Raw genomic sequence first — 21,378 nt, forward strand, 5'->3', positions numbered from 1 at the left:
AGATAGCTGTATTCAGCTGTTTAGAAAAAAATACGTAACTTTCCACAAATTGATTCTTATATAGATGTTAAATTATATAAAAAATTTACTATGTCATTAAATCTGACTCAAAAACATCAAAATATTATCGACACGGCAGTTAAGGCGTTGCATGAGCGTACGTTTTTTTCGCATTATCCTGAAAATCCTACACCGGAAATTTACGGTGAAACAGCTGATAAGGACGGCCGTGAAAAGTATAAGAATTACCTGAATAATAATTTTAACGAGCTACTGCAGGAAAACCCTGTAAAGTGGGTAGGGCAGGAAGAATCGCCGTACGAGCAGCAACCGCTCGGCATAAAATATCCATACTTTGAAGTAGATACATTGGTAAGCCGTGCCGAAGAAGCTTACCACCAGTGGCGCAAAGTAAAGCCTTCCTATCGTGCAGCTATATTGGTAGAGTCGCTGGAGCGTTTGCGCAACCGATTCTTCGATATTGCCTATGCTACCATGCACACAACCGGCCAGGCGTATATGATGTCGTTCCAGGCATCGGGCCCGCACGCAGCTGATCGTGCTTTGGAAGCCATTGCATCTGGTTACGAAGAGCAGACACGTTTTCCGGAAGCTACCGAGTGGGAAAAACCTATGGGCAAGTATAACCTGAAGCTGAGCAAAACCTGGAAAGCCGTACCAAAAGGGGTGGCACTGGTAATTGGCTGCTCTACCTTCCCAACCTGGAACACCGTGCCGGGTATGTATGCGAGCCTTGTTACCGGTAACCCAGTTATCATTAAACCGCATCCGAAAGCTGTATTGCCAATTGCTATAGTTGTAGCCGAAGTACAGAAAGTACTGGCTGAAAATGGCCTTAACCCTAACATTTGCCAGCTTGCCGTAGATGCCGAAGACCACCTTATAACGAAAGAACTGGCCGAGCACCCAAGTATAAAACTGATAGATTATACCGGAGGCACTGAGTTTGGTAATTATGTAGAGAGCCTGAAAGGCAAAACCGTATTTACTGAAAAAACAGGTGTTAACTCCATCATTATAGATTCGGTAGATGACCTGGATAAAGTGGTGCAGAACCTGGCGTTTTCGGTGAGTTTATACTCTGGACAGATGTGTACTGCGCCACAGAACTTCTTTATACCGGAAGGCGGCATAAAAGTAGGCGGCGAAACAGTACCTTACCAGGAAGTAGTGCAGAAACTGGCAGATGCTGTTAGTGGCCTTGTTAACAACCCGAAAGCAGCTCCGCACATATTGGGTGCTATCCAGAACCCGGCTACACTGGAGCGCGTGAAAGAAGCTTCTTCTGTTAAAGGCAAGCCTGTACTTACAACCTGCGATTTCACCAACCCGATGTTTGCCAATGCGCGTACCTGCACGCCGGTAATTTATGAAGTAGATGCTACGGAAAAGGAAAGCTACAGCCGCGAACTTTTCGGCCCGGTTATGCTCATCATCAAAACCAAGGATACAAACCAGTCGGTAGAACTGGCCAAGGAAATGGCAATGAACTATGGTGCCATCTCATGCGGTGCTTATACCACTGATCCGGTTGTGAAAGAGCACATAATGGATGAGATGAGCCTAGCCGGAACGCCGGTAAGCTTTAACCTGACGGGTGGTATTTATGTGAACCAGAATGCCAGCTTCTCAGATTTCCACGTTACAGGCGGCAACCCTGCTGGTAATGCTTCTTTTACCAACCCTGAGTTTGTGATCAAGCGCTTTACCTGGGTAGGTTTCAGAGAGCCTGTGGTTGGCTAAGTATAAATTGTAAAGTATAAAAAAGCCCGGCAAATTAATTTGCCGGGCTTTTTGCTTTTAGCTTTTAGCTGAAGAGTTTATTCAGATCGTTTTTCAGGTTGTCCAGCCCATCCTTTAATTCCTGCCATTTGCTATGCGTATCTTCCGCATCTCCCAGTTTGTTGGCAATTAGGTGGCGTTTGGCCTCCAGGGCTGCAATATGCTCGTGGTAAGTATGGTTAGAATCGGCCGCGGTGGCATTTACTTTTGCCCGAAGGGTTTTTATCTTGCTATCCAGCTCTTCAAGGCTTTTCTGGATTTCCGCCCGCGACAGATTATCAGGTGCACGCATATTTTCAGGTTTCAGGTGATATGTATCCATAGTTGTTCAGTCTGGTTCTATTAATTCGATACTGAATTCATATCTCTAAATACTCTAAAACTTAAAAAAAGATGTTTACCCAGGCTCCCGGACAATTCTTATAGTTGAGTTTTTAATTATTTAGAAAAAATCTAAATAGATGTTTTGACTTATAAGATTGCTTCTTACTTTTGCGCATATTTAGAATTAATCCAAATAAAAATGCGCCCCTTTCTTACTGTATTAGTAACTATAATTTTAACAGCACAAACTGCCTTCAGCCAGAACCTTGGCCGTATTGAGGGCAGAATTGTGTCGGAACGCAACGAGCCGTTAGCCGGTATAAGCGTAGCATTGGAAGGCACCAGCCAGGGTACTACAACCGACGAAGAAGGTAAGTATGTGATCAGAACAGTGGCGCCGGGTACCTACACATTGGTTGCAAACAGTTTGGGCTTTGTAACTACCAAACGCCAGGTAGAGGTGAAGTCAGGCTCTACCGCTACAGTATACTTGCTGCTGCCATCATCGGCTACAACTTTGAACGAGGTGGAAGTTACAGCCAGCCACAGCGGCGAGTTTGTACAGCCTATCGGTTCTACAGCTACCAAAATGGAAGCTCCGTTAAAGTCTGTTCCCCAATCGGTGCAGATTATTTCGCGCCGTGCTTTAGACCAGATGCAGGTAGTACGCCTTGACGATGCCATGCGTAACGTGAGTGGTGTTACGATGGAAACAGGCTTTGGCGGCCGTACCGATATCTTCCAGGTGCGTGGTTTCAGAACCAGTACTGAAAGTATATTTAAAAACGGTTTCCGTAACAGCGTGCGTACCTTCCGCGAAACGGCTAACATACAGCAGATCGAAGTAATGAAAGGCCCTGCTTCGGTGCTTTACGGGGTGAGCGATCCGGGTGGTATGGTCAATATCACAACTAAAAAACCTACAGCTTATACTTTCCAGGATGTGCAGTTAACTGCCAATAGCTTTGGCCAGATCCGTCCTGCTATTGATCTGGGCGGTGCATTTAACAAGAGAAGAACATTCAAGTATAGATTGAACGCCGTGTATGAAAAAGGCGATACTTACCGCGACTTTGTAAGCACAGAACGCATTTTTGTAGCACCGGCATTTACGTATGACTTCTCAGACAAAACTTCGCTTACTGTAGAAGCCGAATACCTGGACCATGACCAGGCATCGGACCGTGGTATTGTTGCCTTTAATAAAGTAATTGCCAATGTGCCAGCTAGCCGCTCTATCGGTGAGCCCGATAACAAAGGCAAACACCAGAACCGCCTGGTACAGTACAACCTGCAGCACCGCTTCAACGATATTTTCAGCTTGCGCCACGCTTCTAACTTTAACTATTCTTCCGAAGACAGAACGGTAGTAGAATTAGCAGGCATACTTAAAGGCAGCAACTCTAAAGTTACGCGCCGCATACAAGACCAGTATAACTTCGAGCGCAACTTTGCTACACAGAATGAATTATACGCTACGTTTAATACAGGCACTTTCTTAGAACATAAAACGGTAGTAGGGGTGGAGGTAGCCAGATCTATGTTTGATATCTGGTATAACCGTGTTAACTATGATACTCTGGATGTATTTAATCCACAATACAGCCGCCTGCCAAAGCCATATGATAAGTTAGCCTTCGGCGATGATTACCGCGACAACACAACACTTTACGGTTTTTATGTGCAGGATTTCCTTTCTGTTAATCAGCGCCTGAAATTATTGTTAGGTGCCCGCTATGATGTGTGGGACCTGGAAAGAACCGGTTTGGTTAAGAACGCAGCTAAGACTTTCTCTACACAAGTTACAAAACAACCGAACCGCGTTCTAAATCCGCGAGTGGGCGTGCTTTACGAAGTATACGGGCCTGTATCGGTATATGGAAACTGGTCAAGAGGCTTTCAGCCGGAAGTGGGCAGCGTGCTGAATGCAGATGGCGTTACAACTAGTCCGCTTGACCCGGTAACATCTGATTTGTTTGAAAGCGGTACCAAAATTGGTTTGCTCCAGGATAAGATCAACTTTAAGGCTGCTTACTTCAATATTACCCGCAGCAACGTGCCACTCACAAACCCTGAAAACGCGAACTACCTGATACAGGTAGGCGAGGTGCGCAGCGAAGGTGTAGAAACAGATATTACAGGAGAAGTTCTGCATGGCCTGAACGTGATAGCTACTTATAGTTATACCGATGCCCGGATAACAGAAGATACAAACGAAAACAATATTGGTGTAGCCTTCAGAGGAGTAAGCAAGCACAGCGGTAGCCTTTGGACTACCTATGAATTACAGAGCGGTTTACTGAAAGGCCTTGGTTTTGGAGGCGGTTTCACGAGTTTCGGTGATCGTCCGGTTGATGCAGCTGATAGCTTCAGATTGCCGGGTTATACCCGCTACGATGCCACTGTTTTCTACGACTCCAAGCGTTTTCATGCAGCTATTAACTTGAAGAACCTGGCCGATATCAAGTATTATGACGGTTCACAATCTGCGACAGCTATTATGCCAGGTGCGCCGCGTTCTGTGCAGGGTACAGTTGGTGTTAGGTTCTAAATTAAATTCTTTAGTTTTGCTTTATACTTGCGGCGCAGCTTTTAGCTGTGCCGTTGGTTTTTCCTGGTAACCATGCGCAAATTAATTCTTCAGTTACATTTATGGGTTGGCCTTATAACAGGTGCTGTGCTGGCGGTGCAGGGTTTAACCGGCTCTGTCTACGTTTTTCAGCCGGAGCTTACCGCTATACTTTACAGCGAATTATACCAAAGCGCAGAACCGGTTACAAAACCTGTTGATCCAAAGGTAATTGTAAGAACAGCCGAAGAACAATTTGACGGCCATATAACGAACATGCTTTTCCCGTTGCGCGAGCTGGAGAACTACATTGTAAAAGTAAAGGGCCACAAGGAGTGGCATTTTTACGATGCAGCTACCGGCAAATACCTGGGAAGTATGGAAAAACGCCGTGGCGTGCTCGATACGGTACTGGAGGTGCATCGCGAACTTACACTCGGCGAAATTGGCTCTACTATAACAGGACTGTGCGCGCTGTTATTAGCCGTAGTCCTGGTATCATCGGGTTTATACTTGTGGTGGCCACGTAAAAAACGCAGGCTAAAAGATGGGTTAAAGTTTAAGAAAAATGCCTCTGCCAAACGCCGCATCTGGGATACCCATACTGTATTCGGAATATACTTTAGTGTGCCGCTTTTTTTTGCTGCGCTTACGGGTGTATACTTTGCCTTTTCGGAGCAGGTACAAACTGTTGTTGATTTTGTAACGCTGGCCAAAGAGCCGACTCCTGACCCCGAAAAGCTGCAATCGGTTTATCAGGCAAATGCACAGCCGCTCTCAATTTTCCAGGCGCTCGACCTGATGGAAGACCCTGCTTACAAAGGCTATTACAAGCGCAACCTGAATATGCCAAAAGATAGTGTGGGGTTTGTTTACTTCTCTCTTACTAACGCAAACGATGTCGATGCCGGTCCGGAATACCGTCCGCAGGTTTACCTTGACCAATATACCGGACACTCGATTTATACTTATAACCCCCAAAAAACAACAACCGGCAGGCAACTTACCCGTAATTGGTTTGTGCCAATACATTTTGGCGAAGTAGGCGGTAACCTGACCAGGGTGCTCTGGTTTTTACTGGGCCTGATGCCGGCTATACTTTGGTGCACCGGTATTATAATGTGGCAGAACAGAAGAAAGAAAAGCAAACGAAAATTACACGTAAATAAAATTGTATAGCACAAGTTAGCCGCTTCAGGTTTTGTTTAAGCAATAGGTAAGTTTAAAATTCTTTCTTGTTAACTTTCCGGCATAATAAAGGGCTATAAGATATTAATTTCAGCAATTTTAAGGCTACACAAGAAGTATAATTTTTGATTTATTGTTAAACAATTTGGATATTTGTAAACACAAACAAATGTTAGTATAGCTCCGTTGTTTTGTGGATACTACTACATTTGATTATTGCCTGATATATAGCGGATGGATAATTACAACAATGCTTTAGACCTCGTGATGTTGGTTGATGATGACTCGACAACCAATTACCTGAACGAGCGCTTGCTAAATGAGATGAATGTGGCAAAGCAGATTCTGGTAATGCAGAACGGAAAAGAGGCGATTGATTATCTGGTGAAAGCAGGTACTGCCACTGAAGATGCACCTAAATTTCCTGACCTGATTTTCCTAGATATTAAGATGCCGGTAATGGATGGGTTCTCTTTTTTAGAAGAATACCAGAAGCGTGGTTTAGATTCAGGCGATCATGTTATTATTCTGATGCTAACTTCTTCAGCAAGCTTTTATGATCTGGAGAGGCTGAAGACGTTTCAGAAAGTAAAGAAGCATTTTGCCAAAGCACTTACGAGGCACGATGTTCGTGAGATAATGAGGGAATATTTCTCGAATAAGAACTAGCGATAAAATAAAAAAGGGCTGCCATGGCAGCCCTTTTTTATTGAAGCTCTTCTGCTACCAGATCTTCTACTGGCCAGGTAAAAGAAAACCTGCACCCCCGCCCCTGTGATTCTACCCAGATATTGCCGCCTTTTTCTGTCACAATCTTTTTCACAATTGACAAACCAAGACCAGTACTGTCAGAGCGGCCATAGTTAGCTCCCCTGTCAAACATTTCAAAAATATTTGCCTGGTAATCAGTTGGGATGCCGGGCCCGTTATCCTGTACTATAAATAACAACCTGTCCGGGTGTTTTTCGAACATTATATTAATTTCTCCCTCGTCAGGCTTGTCGTTATACTTTATGGCATTTACAAGCAGGTTACTGAAAACCTGGTGCAGGTTTATTTCCTGGGTAAATAGCTCCGGTAAGTCGGGCTGTATGCTTATCTTAAAACTATCAGGTACTTGCAGCGAGTTAATTACCTGTTTTACCAGCGTTGCTACATCTACAAAAACCTTCTCAATTTTAGCATACCCTGCCAGAGAGTAAGAAAGTATACCTGTAATCAGGCTTTCCATCTTCTGTGTCTGGTCGCGTAGTATGGGCAAAAGGGTAGCAACATCTGCATAGTTTTGGGATTCTATACTTGATTCAAGAGCATCTGTCAGGCCATTGATGTTTTGTAGCGGCGAGCGTAGATCGTGGGATACGGTGTGCGCAAAAGCATCGAGGTTATCATTTATCTTCTGCAGTAATTTGTTTTTTCTGTCGCGTTCTACCAGCAGCTCGTTAATCTCGTTGTTAGATTGCTGCAACTGCGTGTTCAGCCTCCTGATTTCCAGTAAGCGTTGCTCTGCTTCTAGGTTTCGGATACGAAGTTGTTCCAGAATCTCCAGCAGGTGTATATTCTGCTTTTTAATTTCGGCGTAAGGCGATATGCTTACCTCCTGGTTAAACTCTATTGCCCATTGGTCCAGTAAAGCTTTTGTTATGCCTGGTGCCTGAGATGGTATTTTGCGGCGGAGAATTACTTTGGTGCCCTTATCAGCTTCAGATTCAATACTAAACTGGTCTACCAGTTTACGGGCGTTAAATATACCGCTGCCCCGGCTTCCGCTTTTTAAATTAATTGCCTGGCTTAGTATATAATCGATATTGCCAATACCACGGCCTCTGTCTGCCACTAAAGCCTCCAGGTAATTAAGGCCTGCATCCTCTACCAGGTTAAACTGTATAAAACCGCTGCCAACATACTCCACCACATTCCTGCAAATCTCTGAAACGGCTGTTGCAAATTTCGTCTGGTTAGCTATAGCTATACCTAATCTTTCCGAAAGCTGCATGGCTCTTTTGTAAGCCAGTACTATATCAAGCTCGTTTGCAACATTAAACTTAAGAATCTGACGGAACATGAGGCTATACTTTTGCTTTACAAACTACAACTAAGGTGTCATCCGTATGTCGGCTGAAATCACGGTAGAGTACAGCTGCAACAATAATGGCGTGGTGTCGGTTCAGGTTTGGATATTTACTCAGATCCCACCTTGATTTAAGGCCATCTGAATGCAGGATCAGGGTTTTAGAGCGTGCCCACTCCAGGTGCTGGTTATTAAGCGTAGTAGGTATGTTATGGCCTAATATACCGTTATAAGAAATAATGTTTTTGTAAGGAGGGCTGTTGGTTATATAATCCCCGTTGTAAAGTTTACCGGCAATATTACCTACACCGCAATATGAAATCCTTTCCGGGGAAATAGCTGCTGCAAAACCAACTGCTCCGCGGGTGCGCTTAATGGCCTGGTGCAGTTCGCGCAGCGTTAGCACCGGCTCTGTTTCAGGAGCCTGCTCAAAGTAATGGCAGGCCGCTGCAGATGCTTCGCTGGCATTGCTGCCATGGCCAAGCCCATCGAGTGCAAGCAAGTATACTTTATTGTTATGGGTTTTAAATGTAAAGCCATCTCCACATACTGTTTCGTGGGGCTTGGGTACCATAACACAGCCAATTTCTATCGACCTCAGTGAAGGATCGGGTGTAGCAGTGGGTGTTGATTTTTTTACCTGTGCAAGTATAATGGTGCCTAAACCCGGGTGGGAGTAAATATCGAAAAGGTCTGACTGCCTTTTTATAGCTCCCAGCCCTTCGCCGGCAGAGCCAAAAGTAGTAACGCCATCCTGCATCATACGGGCAGCATCGCTCATTCCCGGCCCCGAATCAAGGCATAATATCTCTAATGTATGTACAGGCTTGCCAATTGGTTTTACCAGCAACTCGCCTCCCTCAGGAGAGAATTTTGCCAGGTTAGTGAGCATCTCTGATACAATGATATTTATCTTGCCTGTTTCTCCTTCTGAAAAACCAAAGCTTTCGGCCAGGCGGGTAATATCACGTTTTGTTATACTTGCAAAGCTTCTGTCGGGTACTAAGAAACTGTGGTGGTGTTTAACGGCCATTCTTCCAATGAATTATCATAACGGTAGTGCCCTGGCCCGGTGCGCTTTTGATGTCAAACTCATTTACAAGCCTTTTGGTGCCGGGTAAGCCCAGCCCCAGGCTCCTGCCGGTAGAAAAACCATCCTGCATGGCTTGTTTAACATCTGCAATACCTGGCCCCTCATCTACGAAAGTTAGTCTTACGCCTGATTGGGCACTTTTGCTGATAATTTCTAAAATAACTTTTCCGCCATTCGCGTAGCGAAGCATGTTACGAACAAGCTCGCTGGCTGCGGTAATAAGTTTGGTCTGGTTAACCAAACTCATTCCAATCTTCACGGCTAATTCGCGTACTCTGTTTCTGAACGGTACTACATCCTGTTCCCGCAAAATTTGCATCGTGTCCTTAGTCAGTACGATCATCGGGCCCTTCCTCTTCGTCTTCGTCTAATGAGCCATACTGTATATCGATTTTAGTCTTCAGCAGCTCCATGCCTTTTTCTACATCAAGCGCAGTATGAACACCTTGTAGCGTAAGGCCAAGTTCAACTAAAGTAATTGCCACAGCGGGCTGCATGCCTACTACTACTGTCTCAGCATCCATGATACGCGACATAGAGGCAATATTGCCCAGAATACGACCCATAAAGGAGTCGACTATGTTAACAGCTGAAATATCAATAAGCACACCTTTTGCACCGGTTTTGCTTACCATTGTTATCAGATCGTTTTCTAGATTAAGCGCCACCCGGTCATACAAATCTATTTGTATGGTTACCAGCAAAAATGGCCCTAATTTCAGAATAGGAATTCTCTCCATGTTGCCCTATCGTCCCAATCCTGACATCGGGGTTCTATTTATTTTTCTTACCTCTACGTTTCTCATGCTGAATGCCAGTTGCAGGGCATGTGCAAGAGAAGCTTTGGTTTTAATGTTTGAAAGATCGATGCCTAAGTGCACAATAGTCTGGGCAATTTCGGCACGGATACCGCTGATGATACACTCTGCACCCATCAGGCGTGTAGCACTTACCGTTTTAATAAGGTGCTGGGCTACAAGCGAATCCACGGCTGGTACGCCAGAGATGTCAAGTATAGCAATGCTGCTACCTGTGTTCACAATTTCCTGCAACAGGTTTTCCATTACTATCTGTGTGCGGGCACTATCCAGGGTACCAATAATTGGCAGGGCAAGTATACCTTCCCAAACGCGGATTACCGGAGTAGATATTTCGTTTATCTCATCTGTCTGGCGAAGTATAACCTCTTCACGACCTTTGATATAAGTTTCGAAGGTAATGATGCTAAGGTTATCCAGTAGTTTGTTGATAGTGGAGATCTCACGGTACAGCTCAGCAGGTTTATCGCTCAGTTCCTGCTCATAAACAGCGTTTATTGCTTGCTTCAGGCTAAGTACGAACATACCTGTTTCGCGCGGGCTGAAACCCTGGCGGGCACGTGTAATGGAAATATCACTTAGGATTTCAGTTATCTGCTCGTAATCAGAAGAATAAATGTTATCAAGGTTTCCGGATGTAACGGCGCGGGCCAATGCTTCCAGCAATTCTTCAGACTGCCTGCGAAGCTCGTCATTTGTCATGAGATCATCACGCAGCATAACGTCTGCTAATTGGTTCTGCATCCAGATTTCCAATATTCTCTTTTTGTGTTTTTGCAAAAGTTGAGATGTTAGGTCCATAATTGAGGTAATGAACGAGTTCGGATTTTGTTTGAAATTGATTAAGCGGAGTTAAACCATTCTCCCAAAAAAGTACAGGTGCTTAAAGGTAGGAAAAAAACTCCGGATTAGGTTTGCTTATAATTAAGCATGAGGTTTAAAGCTGAGAAATCAGAATCTTTCTGATAATTAATTCATGCCTGAATAGGGGATACGGGCTTAAGTATAAATTGATATTGTTTTACAGATAAACCAGGATTAGTTAACATCGTAAGCAGGAGCATATTTTAAGTTTATACTTGCTAACCACCTGAATTTATACTTTGAACAATGATGCGCTATAACCTGCTCTGTTTTTTCTGGATACTGATGACCTTCCTGTCTTCCTGCTCACCTTTTACAGTTTTAGATGCCGATTCGGTGGAGGGGTTCAGGCTGGCCAACTATAAAACGTTCGATTTTGTGGATGTAGAAATTTCTGGCAGAGCCTTAGGCGAAGCACAAAGCCCGCAAGTAGAACTGCTAAAAAGCGAAATTGCAAAGCAACTGGCTGCAAGAGGGTTAACGTATGATTCCGGTAATGCCGACTTAGCTATTAATATTGGAATTGTTGTAGCCGATAAAGTACAAACCCGCCAAACCGATTACCGCACAGATGCGCCACGCTACGTAGGCCAGCGCCGCTATACCTGGAAAAGCCAGGAAGTAGAAGTTGGCCGCTACAAAGAAGGCACTTTATCGTTGCACCTTGTGGAGCGCGAAAAGAATGAGTTGGTTTGGCAAGGTGCTATTGAGGCCGTAGTACCCAAAGATGCCGATAAGCAAAAAGGCGATATTGTAGAAGGCGTGAAAAAACTGATAAGCACAATTCCGTAAGTTATAGTCGGGCACTTAACAGGTTTATACTTACAAACAGAATCTGGTGAAGTATAAACTGTAACCCAAGAGAACAAAAAAGCCTTGCACATTATCTGTGCAAGGCTTTTTTAGTCGGGGTGGCAGGATTCGAACCTACGACCTCCACATCCCAAATGTGGCGCGATACCGGGCTACGCTACACCCCGAACTTTAGAAGTTAAAAGCCCTGCATACTTACAAGACTTTATATTTCCGGTGCGCAAAGGTACGTATCGCGAACGATTTTGCAAATGCTTTTAGCGAAATAACATAGATATAAGTCGGAAGGCATGACTAAATTTATACTTTACAGCATGCGTTAAGTAGTAGGACAGTATTAGTTTGTCATCCTTACAGGATGACAAAAAATGAAGAAGGAAACGACCCTGCTCCAAAAAATAGGAGAGCATCGTTAGTTCAATCTTGTATTAAAAAGATACTGAATAAATACATTTATCCGAAAATTTATTTATATATTCATGTTATAGTATGTTTTCATAAACTGTTCACTGCTCATGGGGATACTTCTGCAAAATAGATTGCATACTTTCAGAAGAGGGTTATATTACCTGTTTCTGGTGCTCATTTTCACTATCCCAGCTACATTTCCGGCTAAGGCGCAACAGACACAGGAACAAATACACCGCAATTCTATTTTCCTGGAGCTGGCCGGGAACGGCGGTTTTTATTCCATCAACTATGACCACATACTGCTTTCCGCCGATAACTGGAGATTGGCAGGGCGAGCAGGGGCGATGTACTACAGCACAGTTTCCGGGGGAGTAAAAGGAGAACGTACTGTTTGGCTCGCTGCGCCGTTGGAAGTATCCTACTTACGCGGGAGGGGAGACCACTTTATGGAACTTGGTATTGGGTTGACACCACTTTACCAGGAGTACCCGGAGCAGGATGTGATGATGCAGAAGAAGGAAATTGTGCTACTGCCAGTGGGTAGGCTGGGTTACCGTTATCAGCAGAGGAAGGGTGGCATGTTCTACAAAGCTGGTTTTACACCCATGGCGCAGTTTAATAACGAACGCAACCTGGGGAGGAGCAAGTTCCTGCCCTGGTTTGGGCTTGCCGTCGGATATACTCTGAAGAAGTAATCTGTTTATATTCAGGAATCAGCCATAAGGCCGGTAAAGGGAATTAATCTTGCGCTATGCGATATTTGCTGCTGGTATTCTTTGTGTTCGCCTGCTGCATACCGAAAGGAGGGGCACTTGCCCAAAAGCAAACTAATGTCTGGTATTTCGGCAATGCCAAAGCTGGTTTAGACTTTAATCAGGCCCCGCCAAGAGTACTGAGCAATGGAGCCATGGTAGCCTCAGAGGGAGTGGCGACTATGGCGGATTCTACGGGGAAATTGCTCTTTTACACAAACGGGGAAAGTATCTGGAACCGTGAGCACCGGGTGATGGTTAACGGCTCTGGCATGGACGGCCACGTTTCTGCTAGACAGGGTGTTGTAATTGTTCCTCAGCCTGGCTCCAAAAACCAATACTTTGTCTTTACGACAGATGCGTTCGAAAATAAGTTCGCTAAGGGGCTACGCTACTCTGTGGTAGATATGGCGCGGCAGGATGGCCTGGGGGAAGTGGTATCCAAGAACACGTTCCTCCATCCTTTGTCCGAGGAAAACCTGACGGCAACTGGGGGCTGCTGTTGTTCTGATTCGGACCGCTACTGGGTTGCCTCCGACAGCCAGGACCGTCCCGGTGTACTCTACGCTTACCGAATAGACGCAGCCGGCGTGAACCCTCAGCCGGTGGAATCCTTTCTTCCGGGCGTTACCAACATTACCTACCTGAAGTTCTCTCCGTCCGGAGACCGTTTGGCCTTCACGGGACTGACACATAATGATGCATCTGTCATCGGTATTGCTGACTTTAATGCAACTACCGGCCGATTCTCTAACCTAAAGTTGGTACCAGTGGCAAATAAGGACTATCATCGTGCCGTGGAGTTCTCCGGAGACGGCAAGCTGCTATACTTCACCACATGGTCAAATCCGCAACTAACACAGTATGACCTCAGCCATGAATCCGCCGAAGAAATGGCGCTCACAGCGGTTCCATTATTTCAGCATTCTGTGTACAGCCTGCACAGTCCCCAACTTGCCAGCGACGGGAAGATTTACTTATCAGCTTTTGAGGGGCAATCGGGGCAAACCAGCATGGCCGTCATCGAGCGCCCAAACTTGTTGGGCCAAGCCAGCCTCTTCCGATTACAAGTTTTTTCAGGAGTTGGTTCTTATATGCTGCCCAATTTTGTAACAAGTCTGCTTTACCTCAACGAACTGTTGGAGCAACATGCGAACGCAGGGCCAGACAAACAGGTTTGCGCCAACGAGCCTGCTCAGCTTGGCGGAGCCCCAAACAGCAGACTACGCTATAGTTGGAGCCTTGGCACCTTTCTTAGCGACACTGCGGTGGCCGACCCAATATTTCGGTTTACTGGTGAGGTTGACAAGATAACTACTCTACAATATGTGCTTACAGTTTCGGATGGCCCTTGCGCGCGCCGAGACACAGTAGAAGTAACGGTTTACCCTCTTCCTAAGGCAATAATTTCCGGCCCACGTTCAGTGTGTCCCATGGTGGAAGGAGTAGCCTATGGTGTGGAGGAGATAAAGGGGCACGCCTATCACTGGCGTATCGGAGGCGGCACTATCCGATCAGGCCAGGGAACAGCGGCCGTTTCGGTAGACTGGGGAAAAACTAATGCGGCCGCATGGATAGAGGTGACACCGGTTAACGTGATAGGTTGTGAGGGACCTCCGGTCAGGGTGCCGGTGCGCGTAAATGTAGAACTTGACACTGAAACCCCAAAAGGACTACAGTCCGTCTGCCTTAACCAAAACAAAGGAAACACTTATCAGGTTACCCTTACCAATGGCTCAACTTATACCTGGGGCGCAGTCGGTGGCAAAGTAGTATCGGGTCAGGGCACAGCTAAGGCAGTGGTGGACTGGGACGGAATAGGAAAAAAGAAACTGTGGGTGCAGGAGCAGAGTACCACGATAGACACAGTATGCTATGGCGTATCGGACACTCTGCATATTAATGTTTTCAGGGATCCGACCACTATCTCGCTGGATTTTGTGACAATAACTGGGGAGGAGGATACACAGAGCCGAATACAATGGCAAGTGGACGGAACCCTCAGTACAGCGGCCTCCCTGCAACGCCGGGTGATAGGAACTTCCAACTGGGCAGAGGCAGCATCTGTTCCAAACATAGGTCGTGGCCACACCGACACCGGAATACGGGCTAAGGAGGAAATATACGAATACAGGGTAGTGGCGCAGAACAGTTGCGGAGAGGAGATCGCTAGTGACGCTCACCGGACAATGCTGTTGCGTGGTGAGGCAGATGCCGATCAGGAATACCTGATGCTTAACTGGAGCGCCTATGTCGGCTGGCGGGAGGGGGTATCACGGTACCAGGTATGGCGTAAAGTAGACAATGAGGTTGAGTACTCCCTGCTGCAGGAGGTGGACGGCGGCACGCTTTCCCTCGCCGGACTTAGCGCCACTGCGGGTTTTAACCACCGCTACCGGATAAAGGCATTAGCGACGGGAAAACCTTTTGAGTCCAGGTCAAACAGTATTGAACTCTCATTCGAGCATGCCCTCTCTATTCCCAACATATTCAGCCCAAACAATGACGGCTACAACGACACCTTCTCCATTCCTAAGCTGGAACTTTACCCTGATAATGAGTTAGTTGTTGTTAATCGGCTAGGCCAGGAGGTATATCGGAAGAAGAGCTATCAAGGTAGTTGGAACGGCGGAAACGTGGTGTCAGGTGTTTACTACTACAGCCTCTATGTGGGCAAGCTGAGCAAGTACTTTAAAGGTTGGGTAGAAGTTGTGAGGTGATAAAATTGGAATATGTACTATAAAAATAAGAAAGCCCTGCAAGCTTATACTTACAAGGCTTTTATACTTCAAGTGCACCCGAGAGGATTCGAACCCCTAACCCAAGTGCTTATCTTTCAGCCATTAATGATGTCTATTCTTTAAGAGGTCACCAATTAGTTCACCAAGCTATTTCAGTTCTCAGTTCGTTAGAATGGGCCTTAAATAAATTAAATATTTATTAATGTAATATAATAATTGAATTTGATATTTTAGTTGAATCTAGAACTTAAACTCACTGCGACCAGTAATTTTGTCCCAAATATATATTGATTTACTCTTGCTTAGATTCCTTTTCTCAAGCTTTTGCATTGTCAGAACATATTCCTGAAATACACTCCAATAGTAACTCTCTCTATTTATATCAATCCAAAAGTACTTACTCTCCCAACAGCACAATGCAAAATAAGAAAACATGTAATGAGCTACATCTCTCTTTATCAGGCCAGAGTTTACAGCAATCGCTATTTGTTCATAAAGGCCAATGAAGTAGTATCTGTCAATTAATGGAATAGATGCTAGCTGTGGGTCATCTTTTTCTAGAAGTTGAGTAATATTAAGTATACGCTTTTCGGTTTTAAATGTGGTTTTAAACTTATCGAAAAACTCTGCTCTTTTTTGCCTTCCTTGAAGTCTATACTCGAAAATTGCTTTTATGAATGTTCCAAGCGCTATAATGACTGCAAAAAAGGTAATAGTTACTGTTATTATATCTTTATTATCTGTAAGAAAGTTTGCTAAAGCTTGATTTGTCATTTATGTAGGTTAGTATTGTTTCATTAATTAAAGTGACTTAATATGTTATTAGCTGCTCTAGCTATTGGTTTTTAGACCATTTGATTATTATTTCCTCAAGTACATCATCTTTCTGAAGGTTTACTTTAAGCCCCTTATAAAAGTACTCCCTTTCTTCTTTTGGAAGCATTGATGCAGCAATCAGATAAGCGCGTTTTGTCCAAGTGTCGAATCGGTTATACTGTTCCTTTAGACCTCTCAGCCAGCTAGCCGAATTGTAATTCATGCTGGCAAACAAGATTTTGCGTTTCAAATTTTCAGAAACTCTGTTAAATACTCCTAGTAGTGAAGCAATGTGATTTAAGTTCTTGTTATAGACGAAAAGGTTATAAAGCGATATCTTATAGAATTCATTTGACTCTATAATGTCATCTTCTAACATTTCAAATATTTGCTCTCCAACTACTTTCCAATCTGATGTATAGTTTTCTGCACATGAGTTAATATACAAGCAAACATCATTTAGTGCTGGAATAAGCTTATCGAAATTTTCTATTGAGAAATCAATAGCATGTGGTAAGCCAATTTGTGATAAGCGCCTATAAATCCATCTTATTTTTTCATAGTTAGGTGAACTTCCCTCCAAATATGACTCTAATAAATCTACAATATTGTGTTCAGACAATGTTCTTAAATCAGAATTACTAACCTCTGAAAGTTTAATTCTTGTATAAGCATTACCACCAGAATAGCTCTTAATAATATCAACAATTGCTTCTTCGGCTGGATTAGAGGCTTCTTCTAGTAAATTACTTTTACAAAGACTAACAAACTCTAAGGAAGCCAATATTTTGGTTTTTTGTCTTTGAAGTGTGAGCCTTTGTTCTTTATCTAATATCTCTGCTACTTGATTTAGAGCTATTCTTGCTTCTTTTTCACTTGAGCAGAAAAGAATAATATCATCTACATATCTCTTAAAAGGGATACCCCTTAAACTTAAATTGTCATCAAATGGAATCAATGACATCTCAGCTAAAAGGTGAGAGCAGTGAGGGCCTATAGGAATTCCTTTTGAACTCCTTTGTGTGATTGATATAATTAACTCTTTAAGACTCTTAATAACTTGATTCGGGAACCCACATTCACCTAACTGATTCTCTATAGTGTGTAAGTATATTTGGTTATAGAAGTCAGAAATATCACAGATTACAATATGAGAATAATCAACAGCCTCATCTCGTGCTGACGTCCAAAATTTTTCCCAAGCATTCTTGTTACTATACAAAGTTCCATCATCAAGGGGCTTAAATCGGTAGCTGAAGACTGTGTTTTCAGTTGTACTTCTTCTTTTGTCTTCTATAAGTTGCCCATATTCATATATGATTCCACCAAAGATTATGCTATCTATCAAATCTAATTGAGTAGCATTTCTGAATGAAAGATTATCTTTTGGAATTAAGAATCTTCTAGCTGCTTTCCATCTATAGTTTCCTATTTCTATCTCTTTACAGAGATTAACAACATCCTGCTCTAACTCCTTAATAATACCTAGCTCATAAGGCCTTGGGAATAAATCATTATCACTTTCTTTAAAAAGATGGTTTATCGCCCATTGGATAGATTTTTCTTGTAATTTCATTTAGTGAATTATAATTTTCAAGGTATTACTGATTATGAATTAGTGTCTAACTTAAATCAGAAATATTTTATGTTGTTTAAAATCTTGTAAAGTATTCTCATCTACGCCTTATTTTTTTATCTAATTATACTCCCTTATTAATACATCTAACCCTAGTCCTTTGTACTTCCCAACTCTCCGTTACGCTGTTTAATGTGTGCTTATTTGTATCTTCAGTTTTATCGTGTTGTATGCAAATTAACCTATATTTATTTTTAAAGATATTCACTATTTATAAATTCAGATAATTAAATTTTAAATAGTCTTTTCAATTAGATTAGGCTGCATATGTCGTCTAAATTTTATATTTGTTTATACCTTAGAGTAACTACTCCTTAATTAATTGAAGATATATGTTACCCTTTAGCTATAAGAGTATTGAGAGTAAAGCCGTACTGGAGCAAACGGAAAAGTTTATTGAGCAGAATCCTGAAATTAAGGAACAACTTTCACTATATTCTTGGGGATTCCATTCACTGGAAGGTATCATCCCTCATACTGAAGAATCTTTTTGGTCAGGGCATTTCTTTCCAATGACGGAGTGCTTTGAAGAGCTTCAAGTTTCATATAACCTTTGTGCTTTTGGCTTCTATAAGCAATCATTAGTATCGTTAAGAAGTGCTCTGGAATTAGGGCTTCTCTCAGTTTATTGGAATCTCAATGATGATGGTCATTTAATAATAAAGGAATGGGTTAGTTCGAAGGAAGACACTCCAAGACTTAGTGAGATATGGAAAAAGTTGGAAAAGAATATTTACATCAAACAGTATAACGATGCGAAAAAATTTAAACAAAGACTTTTCAAACTAAACGAACTTCACCATTATGTTCATTCCAGAGGTGTTAAGTATTCAAATCGAATAGGATTATTCAAATCAAACTTCCAAACGTTTGAAAAGCGAGGATTTCTCTTGTGGTTCAGTGCCTATAAAGAGATAATAGAGATAATTACCATACTTCATATTCTTAAATATCCTCTAGGAATAAGAGAGTTTGATTTCAGTGCAAAATTCGGAATCGATACTCCACTCTTAGGTTTACTTAACGAATTTCAAATAAGACAATTAAGCGCAATCATAACTGAAGCAGAATTCAAATTTATAATTGAATTGACGAAGGACGATGAATATACTAATACAGTCATTGAAGAATTAGGTGAGCTGCCAGATTTAACGAAGGAAGATGTCGATTTGCAGGTTCTAAATTGGCATAAATGGAGAATTGAACAAGAAGGCTTTGAACATTGGAAAAAGCTGCAAGCTGGCAGAAAAACAGTTTTAGCCATAGGTGGCCAAATAGTGGATATGGAAAAGTTTTTAGAGGAGTGGGCATTAGAGCATGATTTGATGCAACCTTTGCAAGAAAGAATCAAAAAAACCACATAAGAAAAGTTTGCCACAGGAAGAGTAATAAGCTATACTATATGTTCATACCTAAAGCTTTATATCATAAAAAATGTTTATTTACATTTAGCAAAGTCTGCATCATATAGTACAGCTCACATTCTAGACCTTAATAGTATCCTTTGCCCTCTACACAATGCCTGATTCCCCCCCTTGGATTAGCCATATCTCCTTTATAACGAGGTATGAGATGACAGTGGAAGTGCATAACTGTTTGACCAGCTACTGCTCCGCAGTTCATTCCTATATTATATCCATCTGGAGTGAATTCTTCCTCTATTAGAAGCTTACATATTTCAATAACGTTTATCAGATGATGTTTTTCTTCCTCGCTTAAATCAAAGTAGTCAGACCGTAACTTATTGGATATAATAAGTGAGTGACCTTCTGAAACAGGGTACTTGTCTTTTATGATAAAGAAGTATTTATCTTTATAAATGATTCTATCTTCTGGTATTTCAAGGAATACGCTCATCGTCTAAAAATTAGATTCTAGTTCAAATTCGGGAGCCCATTTTATTATTGAATTATTTAGAGCAATTTGGTAATGACGCTCCAGAAAAAGCCTGCGTTTTTCAGGAGTGTCGCCAGTCTGGTTCACTATAGTTTCTGACAAAGGGTGTTTACTTTCAATAAAGAATTCATTCCTATTGTACAGCCTTTGTAGGAATCTCTTTTCAGGTACTCTTGCCAATTTATCCCTATTTATACCCTTGTCTGTGAGTACAAGATTCCAAACCCCATTGATGTTTGCTGGTAAGTGATGTCGTTTATTAACATGCGGTAAGAAATGGTCTACTTCGCATAGGTTAACTGAAAAGCTGTTGACCGAAATATCTTTAAAGCTGTAAAAGCACTTTCCTTTCTGGTAGCCATTCAAAGAGTCTCGAACAGAAGTTATGTCAACTCTGCGCATCAAATTGTTTTCTAAAAAGAAAAGCTGCTTATCTTCGTCGTATTGAACCTCAAGTAAGTTGGGATTAATATTCAAGTTCCATGCAGTCTCCACCAACTTCCAACGAGCCTCTGTTTCTTGTCCAAAGTTCTGGAAATGGAACGATTCTTTCAGCCTCAAAAGATTGTCAGTTATAACGATTTCTTTCCTGCCGTTGCTGTAGTTCTTATGGTAAAAGAGATTTGGTATAGAATCTCTGTTAACTATTTGAAACGCATCTATTACGTTCACAAAACCAAGTTTTTCGGTCTGATAGTGTAGTTCCTGTTTTGAAATCTGTTCATTTATATAGCTTCTGCACGTGTTTAAGAACTTACTGGATGTTGCGTTACCCTGTTTATCGTTCTGCTTCAAATGTTCCACTACATGTCTTGAAAATGGCTCTGCAAGGTCAGTAATAGTAATGGCAGTCTTCTCTAGCTCAATAAGCTCAAGTAGTGTCTTAGCAAAGGCGAACTTGTAAGTTGCAGAGTTCTTACCGAACAAAATGATGGCTCTCCATTGTGACTCGAGTGAAGGGTCATTTATTTGAAATTTAACCATTATCGAAAACAATTTTATATGATACTAACCTGTATCAACCTAAATAAGAATTTTAAAGAATTGTCAAGCCTTCTAATTATAGTGATTTGTGCTTTTTAATTTAAAATAAAATATTTAAATATACATATCTATGCTAGTTTAATCATCTTTTAACAAATCATTAACCTATTAATAATGGCAATTTTTGGTGTGGGAGCTTACTATGACAAAGATGTAAGTTCTGATTTTATTACTAATAATCTTGTAGGAGTTGGTTGGAATTCAACTGATGCTCCTGAGTTACAGGAATATTTCAAATCATTAAAAGTAGGAGATATAGTTTATCTAAAGTCTGCTTTTGGAGGAAGTGACATTACTGTAAAGGGAATCGGTATAATAAAGGATAACACTATCCTAGACCGACATTCATCTCACAGCCTAGTTCAAACAGGGAGAAGTGTAAAATGGCTATCAACAGTTAAGTTTAAAATTAAGAGACCTAGCGAGAAGAATAATGTACGCTCAAACACAGTTTATGAAGAATTTCACCCTGAAGTTCTTAAGGAAATTATTTCCAGAATTAATTAGTCTCAATACATATAGTAATCATTACTTTATAT

Annotated in this window: 19 protein-coding genes and 1 tRNA gene; 9 read left to right on the forward strand and 11 right to left on the reverse strand. The window is 42.3% G+C overall.

Features of this window, described 5'->3' with window-relative positions:
* Positions 1 to 90 precede the first annotated feature (90 nt).
* The gene (paaN, locus tag LWP20_RS12980; protein ID WP_242928582.1) at positions 91 to 1,764 is read left to right on the forward strand and encodes a phenylacetic acid degradation protein PaaN; all 1,674 of its coding nucleotides are present in this window, start codon (positions 91 to 93) and stop codon (positions 1,762 to 1,764) included.
* A 64-nt stretch (positions 1,765 to 1,828) separates the two neighbouring features.
* Here paaN and LWP20_RS12985 read toward each other — a convergent pair whose 3' ends face one another.
* Entirely contained in the window at positions 1,829 to 2,125 is a 297-nt protein-coding gene (locus tag LWP20_RS12985; protein WP_242928583.1) for a sll1863 family stress response protein, read from the reverse strand.
* 201 nt (positions 2,126 to 2,326) lie between these two features.
* On the opposite strand from LWP20_RS12985, the gene LWP20_RS12990 reads away from it, so the two are divergent.
* From LWP20_RS12990 to LWP20_RS13000, 3 genes are all read left to right on the forward strand, one after another.
* Complete coding sequence (locus LWP20_RS12990; protein ID WP_242928584.1) at positions 2,327 to 4,678, forward strand: TonB-dependent receptor; 2,352 nt, start codon at positions 2,327 to 2,329, stop codon at positions 4,676 to 4,678.
* Positions 4,679 to 4,750: 72 nt separating this feature from the next.
* The gene (locus LWP20_RS12995; RefSeq protein WP_242928585.1) at positions 4,751 to 5,875 is read left to right on the forward strand and encodes a PepSY-associated TM helix domain-containing protein; all 1,125 of its coding nucleotides are present in this window, start codon (positions 4,751 to 4,753) and stop codon (positions 5,873 to 5,875) included.
* A 243-nt stretch (positions 5,876 to 6,118) separates the two neighbouring features.
* On the forward strand, positions 6,119 to 6,553 hold the full coding sequence (locus LWP20_RS13000; protein ID WP_242928586.1) for a response regulator: 435 nt from the start codon (positions 6,119 to 6,121) through the stop codon (positions 6,551 to 6,553).
* A gap of 37 nt (positions 6,554 to 6,590) precedes the next feature.
* On the opposite strand, the gene LWP20_RS13005 is transcribed toward LWP20_RS13000, so the two are convergent.
* The 5 genes from LWP20_RS13005 to LWP20_RS13025 are packed head-to-tail and all read right to left on the reverse strand — an operon-like array spanning position 6,591 to position 10,667.
* The gene (locus LWP20_RS13005) at positions 6,591 to 7,949 is read right to left on the reverse strand and encodes an ATP-binding protein (protein ID WP_242928587.1); all 1,359 of its coding nucleotides are present in this window, start codon (positions 7,947 to 7,949) and stop codon (positions 6,591 to 6,593) included.
* A 4-nt stretch (positions 7,950 to 7,953) separates the two neighbouring features.
* Positions 7,954 to 8,988, reverse strand: a complete 1,035-nt coding sequence (locus LWP20_RS13010; RefSeq protein ID WP_242928588.1) for a PP2C family protein-serine/threonine phosphatase — start codon at positions 8,986 to 8,988, stop codon at positions 7,954 to 7,956.
* The gene (locus LWP20_RS13015; protein WP_242928589.1) at positions 8,978 to 9,391 is read right to left on the reverse strand and encodes an anti-sigma regulatory factor; all 414 of its coding nucleotides are present in this window, start codon (positions 9,389 to 9,391) and stop codon (positions 8,978 to 8,980) included. The genes LWP20_RS13010 and LWP20_RS13015 overlap by 11 nt, the downstream gene beginning before the upstream one ends.
* A complete protein-coding gene (locus LWP20_RS13020; protein WP_242928590.1) occupies positions 9,375 to 9,788 on the reverse strand; it encodes an STAS domain-containing protein in 414 nt (137 codons plus the stop codon). Before LWP20_RS13020 ends, LWP20_RS13015 begins: the two co-directional genes overlap by 17 nt.
* Before the next feature lie 6 nt (positions 9,789 to 9,794).
* Entirely contained in the window at positions 9,795 to 10,667 is an 873-nt protein-coding gene (locus LWP20_RS13025) for an STAS domain-containing protein (protein ID WP_242928591.1), read from the reverse strand.
* Between the two features lie 309 nt (positions 10,668 to 10,976).
* Between LWP20_RS13025 and LWP20_RS13030 the strand changes: the two genes are divergently transcribed.
* Positions 10,977 to 11,522 carry a DUF4136 domain-containing protein gene (locus LWP20_RS13030; protein WP_242928592.1) on the forward strand — a complete coding sequence of 182 codons (546 nt, stop codon included), beginning with the start codon at positions 10,977 to 10,979 and terminating at the stop codon, positions 11,520 to 11,522.
* Between the two features lie 114 nt (positions 11,523 to 11,636).
* Here LWP20_RS13030 and LWP20_RS13035 read toward each other — a convergent pair.
* Positions 11,637 to 11,710: transfer RNA gene (locus LWP20_RS13035), tRNA-Pro, on the reverse strand.
* A gap of 348 nt (positions 11,711 to 12,058) precedes the next feature.
* Between LWP20_RS13035 and LWP20_RS13040 the strand changes: the two genes are divergently transcribed.
* Positions 12,059 to 12,649, forward strand: coding sequence for a hypothetical protein (locus LWP20_RS13040; RefSeq protein WP_242928593.1), 591 nt, complete (start codon positions 12,059 to 12,061; stop codon positions 12,647 to 12,649).
* 56 nt (positions 12,650 to 12,705) lie between these two features.
* Positions 12,706 to 15,426: a T9SS type B sorting domain-containing protein gene (locus LWP20_RS13045; RefSeq protein ID WP_242928594.1), complete on the forward strand. Its 2,721-nt coding sequence runs from the start codon at positions 12,706 to 12,708 to the stop codon at positions 15,424 to 15,426.
* Positions 15,427 to 15,687: 261 nt separating this feature from the next.
* On the opposite strand, the gene LWP20_RS13050 is transcribed toward LWP20_RS13045, so the two are convergent.
* Positions 15,688 to 16,221, reverse strand: coding sequence for a hypothetical protein (locus LWP20_RS13050; RefSeq protein ID WP_242928595.1), 534 nt, complete (start codon positions 16,219 to 16,221; stop codon positions 15,688 to 15,690).
* 61 nt (positions 16,222 to 16,282) lie between these two features.
* Complete coding sequence (locus LWP20_RS13055) at positions 16,283 to 17,839, reverse strand: RNA-directed DNA polymerase (RefSeq protein ID WP_242928596.1); 1,557 nt, start codon at positions 17,837 to 17,839, stop codon at positions 16,283 to 16,285.
* A 392-nt stretch (positions 17,840 to 18,231) separates the two neighbouring features.
* On the opposite strand from LWP20_RS13055, the gene LWP20_RS13060 reads away from it, so the two are divergent.
* Positions 18,232 to 19,263, forward strand: a complete 1,032-nt coding sequence (locus tag LWP20_RS13060; RefSeq protein WP_242928597.1) for a hypothetical protein — start codon at positions 18,232 to 18,234, stop codon at positions 19,261 to 19,263.
* A gap of 127 nt (positions 19,264 to 19,390) precedes the next feature.
* On the opposite strand, the gene LWP20_RS13065 is transcribed toward LWP20_RS13060, so the two are convergent.
* Both LWP20_RS13065 and LWP20_RS13070 read right to left on the reverse strand, forming a co-directional pair.
* The gene (locus tag LWP20_RS13065; protein WP_242928598.1) at positions 19,391 to 19,756 is read right to left on the reverse strand and encodes an HIT family protein; all 366 of its coding nucleotides are present in this window, start codon (positions 19,754 to 19,756) and stop codon (positions 19,391 to 19,393) included.
* 3 nt (positions 19,757 to 19,759) lie between these two features.
* Entirely contained in the window at positions 19,760 to 20,779 is a 1,020-nt protein-coding gene (locus LWP20_RS13070; RefSeq protein ID WP_242928599.1) for an HNH endonuclease domain-containing protein, read from the reverse strand.
* Positions 20,780 to 20,953: 174 nt separating this feature from the next.
* Here LWP20_RS13070 and LWP20_RS13075 point away from each other — a divergent pair, with 174 nt between their 5' ends.
* Positions 20,954 to 21,346, forward strand: a complete 393-nt coding sequence (locus tag LWP20_RS13075; RefSeq protein ID WP_242928600.1) for a hypothetical protein — start codon at positions 20,954 to 20,956, stop codon at positions 21,344 to 21,346.
* Positions 21,347 to 21,378: the final 32 nt, after the last annotated feature.

It is taken from the genome of Pontibacter vulgaris, assembly GCF_022758145.1.
GTDB classification, from domain to species: Bacteria; Bacteroidota; Bacteroidia; order Cytophagales; family Hymenobacteraceae; genus Pontibacter; species Pontibacter vulgaris.

Excerpts from the sequence above, each read along its gene's own strand:
- paaN (WP_242928582.1), top strand. The coding sequence starts at position 91 with ATGTCATTAAATCTGACTCAAAAACATCAAAATATTATCGACACGGCA.
- LWP20_RS12985 (WP_242928583.1), bottom strand. The coding sequence starts at position 2,125 with ATGGATACATATCACCTGAAACCTGAAAATATGCGTGCACCTGATAAT.
- LWP20_RS12990 (WP_242928584.1), top strand. The coding sequence starts at position 2,327 with ATGCGCCCCTTTCTTACTGTATTAGTAACTATAATTTTAACAGCACAA.
- LWP20_RS12995 (WP_242928585.1), top strand. The coding sequence starts at position 4,751 with ATGCGCAAATTAATTCTTCAGTTACATTTATGGGTTGGCCTTATAACA.
- LWP20_RS13000 (WP_242928586.1), top strand. The coding sequence starts at position 6,119 with ATGGATAATTACAACAATGCTTTAGACCTCGTGATGTTGGTTGATGAT.
- LWP20_RS13005 (WP_242928587.1), bottom strand. The coding sequence starts at position 7,949 with ATGTTCCGTCAGATTCTTAAGTTTAATGTTGCAAACGAGCTTGATATA.
- LWP20_RS13010 (WP_242928588.1), bottom strand. The coding sequence starts at position 8,988 with ATGGCCGTTAAACACCACCACAGTTTCTTAGTACCCGACAGAAGCTTT.
- LWP20_RS13015 (WP_242928589.1), bottom strand. The coding sequence starts at position 9,391 with ATGATCGTACTGACTAAGGACACGATGCAAATTTTGCGGGAACAGGAT.
- LWP20_RS13020 (WP_242928590.1), bottom strand. The coding sequence starts at position 9,788 with ATGGAGAGAATTCCTATTCTGAAATTAGGGCCATTTTTGCTGGTAACC.
- LWP20_RS13025 (WP_242928591.1), bottom strand. The coding sequence starts at position 10,667 with ATGGACCTAACATCTCAACTTTTGCAAAAACACAAAAAGAGAATATTG.
- LWP20_RS13030 (WP_242928592.1), top strand. The coding sequence starts at position 10,977 with ATGATGCGCTATAACCTGCTCTGTTTTTTCTGGATACTGATGACCTTC.
- LWP20_RS13040 (WP_242928593.1), top strand. The coding sequence starts at position 12,059 with ATGGGGATACTTCTGCAAAATAGATTGCATACTTTCAGAAGAGGGTTA.
- LWP20_RS13045 (WP_242928594.1), top strand. The coding sequence starts at position 12,706 with ATGCGATATTTGCTGCTGGTATTCTTTGTGTTCGCCTGCTGCATACCG.
- LWP20_RS13050 (WP_242928595.1), bottom strand. The coding sequence starts at position 16,221 with ATGACAAATCAAGCTTTAGCAAACTTTCTTACAGATAATAAAGATATA.
- LWP20_RS13055 (WP_242928596.1), bottom strand. The coding sequence starts at position 17,839 with ATGAAATTACAAGAAAAATCTATCCAATGGGCGATAAACCATCTTTTT.
- LWP20_RS13060 (WP_242928597.1), top strand. The coding sequence starts at position 18,232 with ATGTTACCCTTTAGCTATAAGAGTATTGAGAGTAAAGCCGTACTGGAG.
- LWP20_RS13065 (WP_242928598.1), bottom strand. The coding sequence starts at position 19,756 with ATGAGCGTATTCCTTGAAATACCAGAAGATAGAATCATTTATAAAGAT.
- LWP20_RS13070 (WP_242928599.1), bottom strand. The coding sequence starts at position 20,779 with ATGGTTAAATTTCAAATAAATGACCCTTCACTCGAGTCACAATGGAGA.
- LWP20_RS13075 (WP_242928600.1), top strand. The coding sequence starts at position 20,954 with ATGGCAATTTTTGGTGTGGGAGCTTACTATGACAAAGATGTAAGTTCT.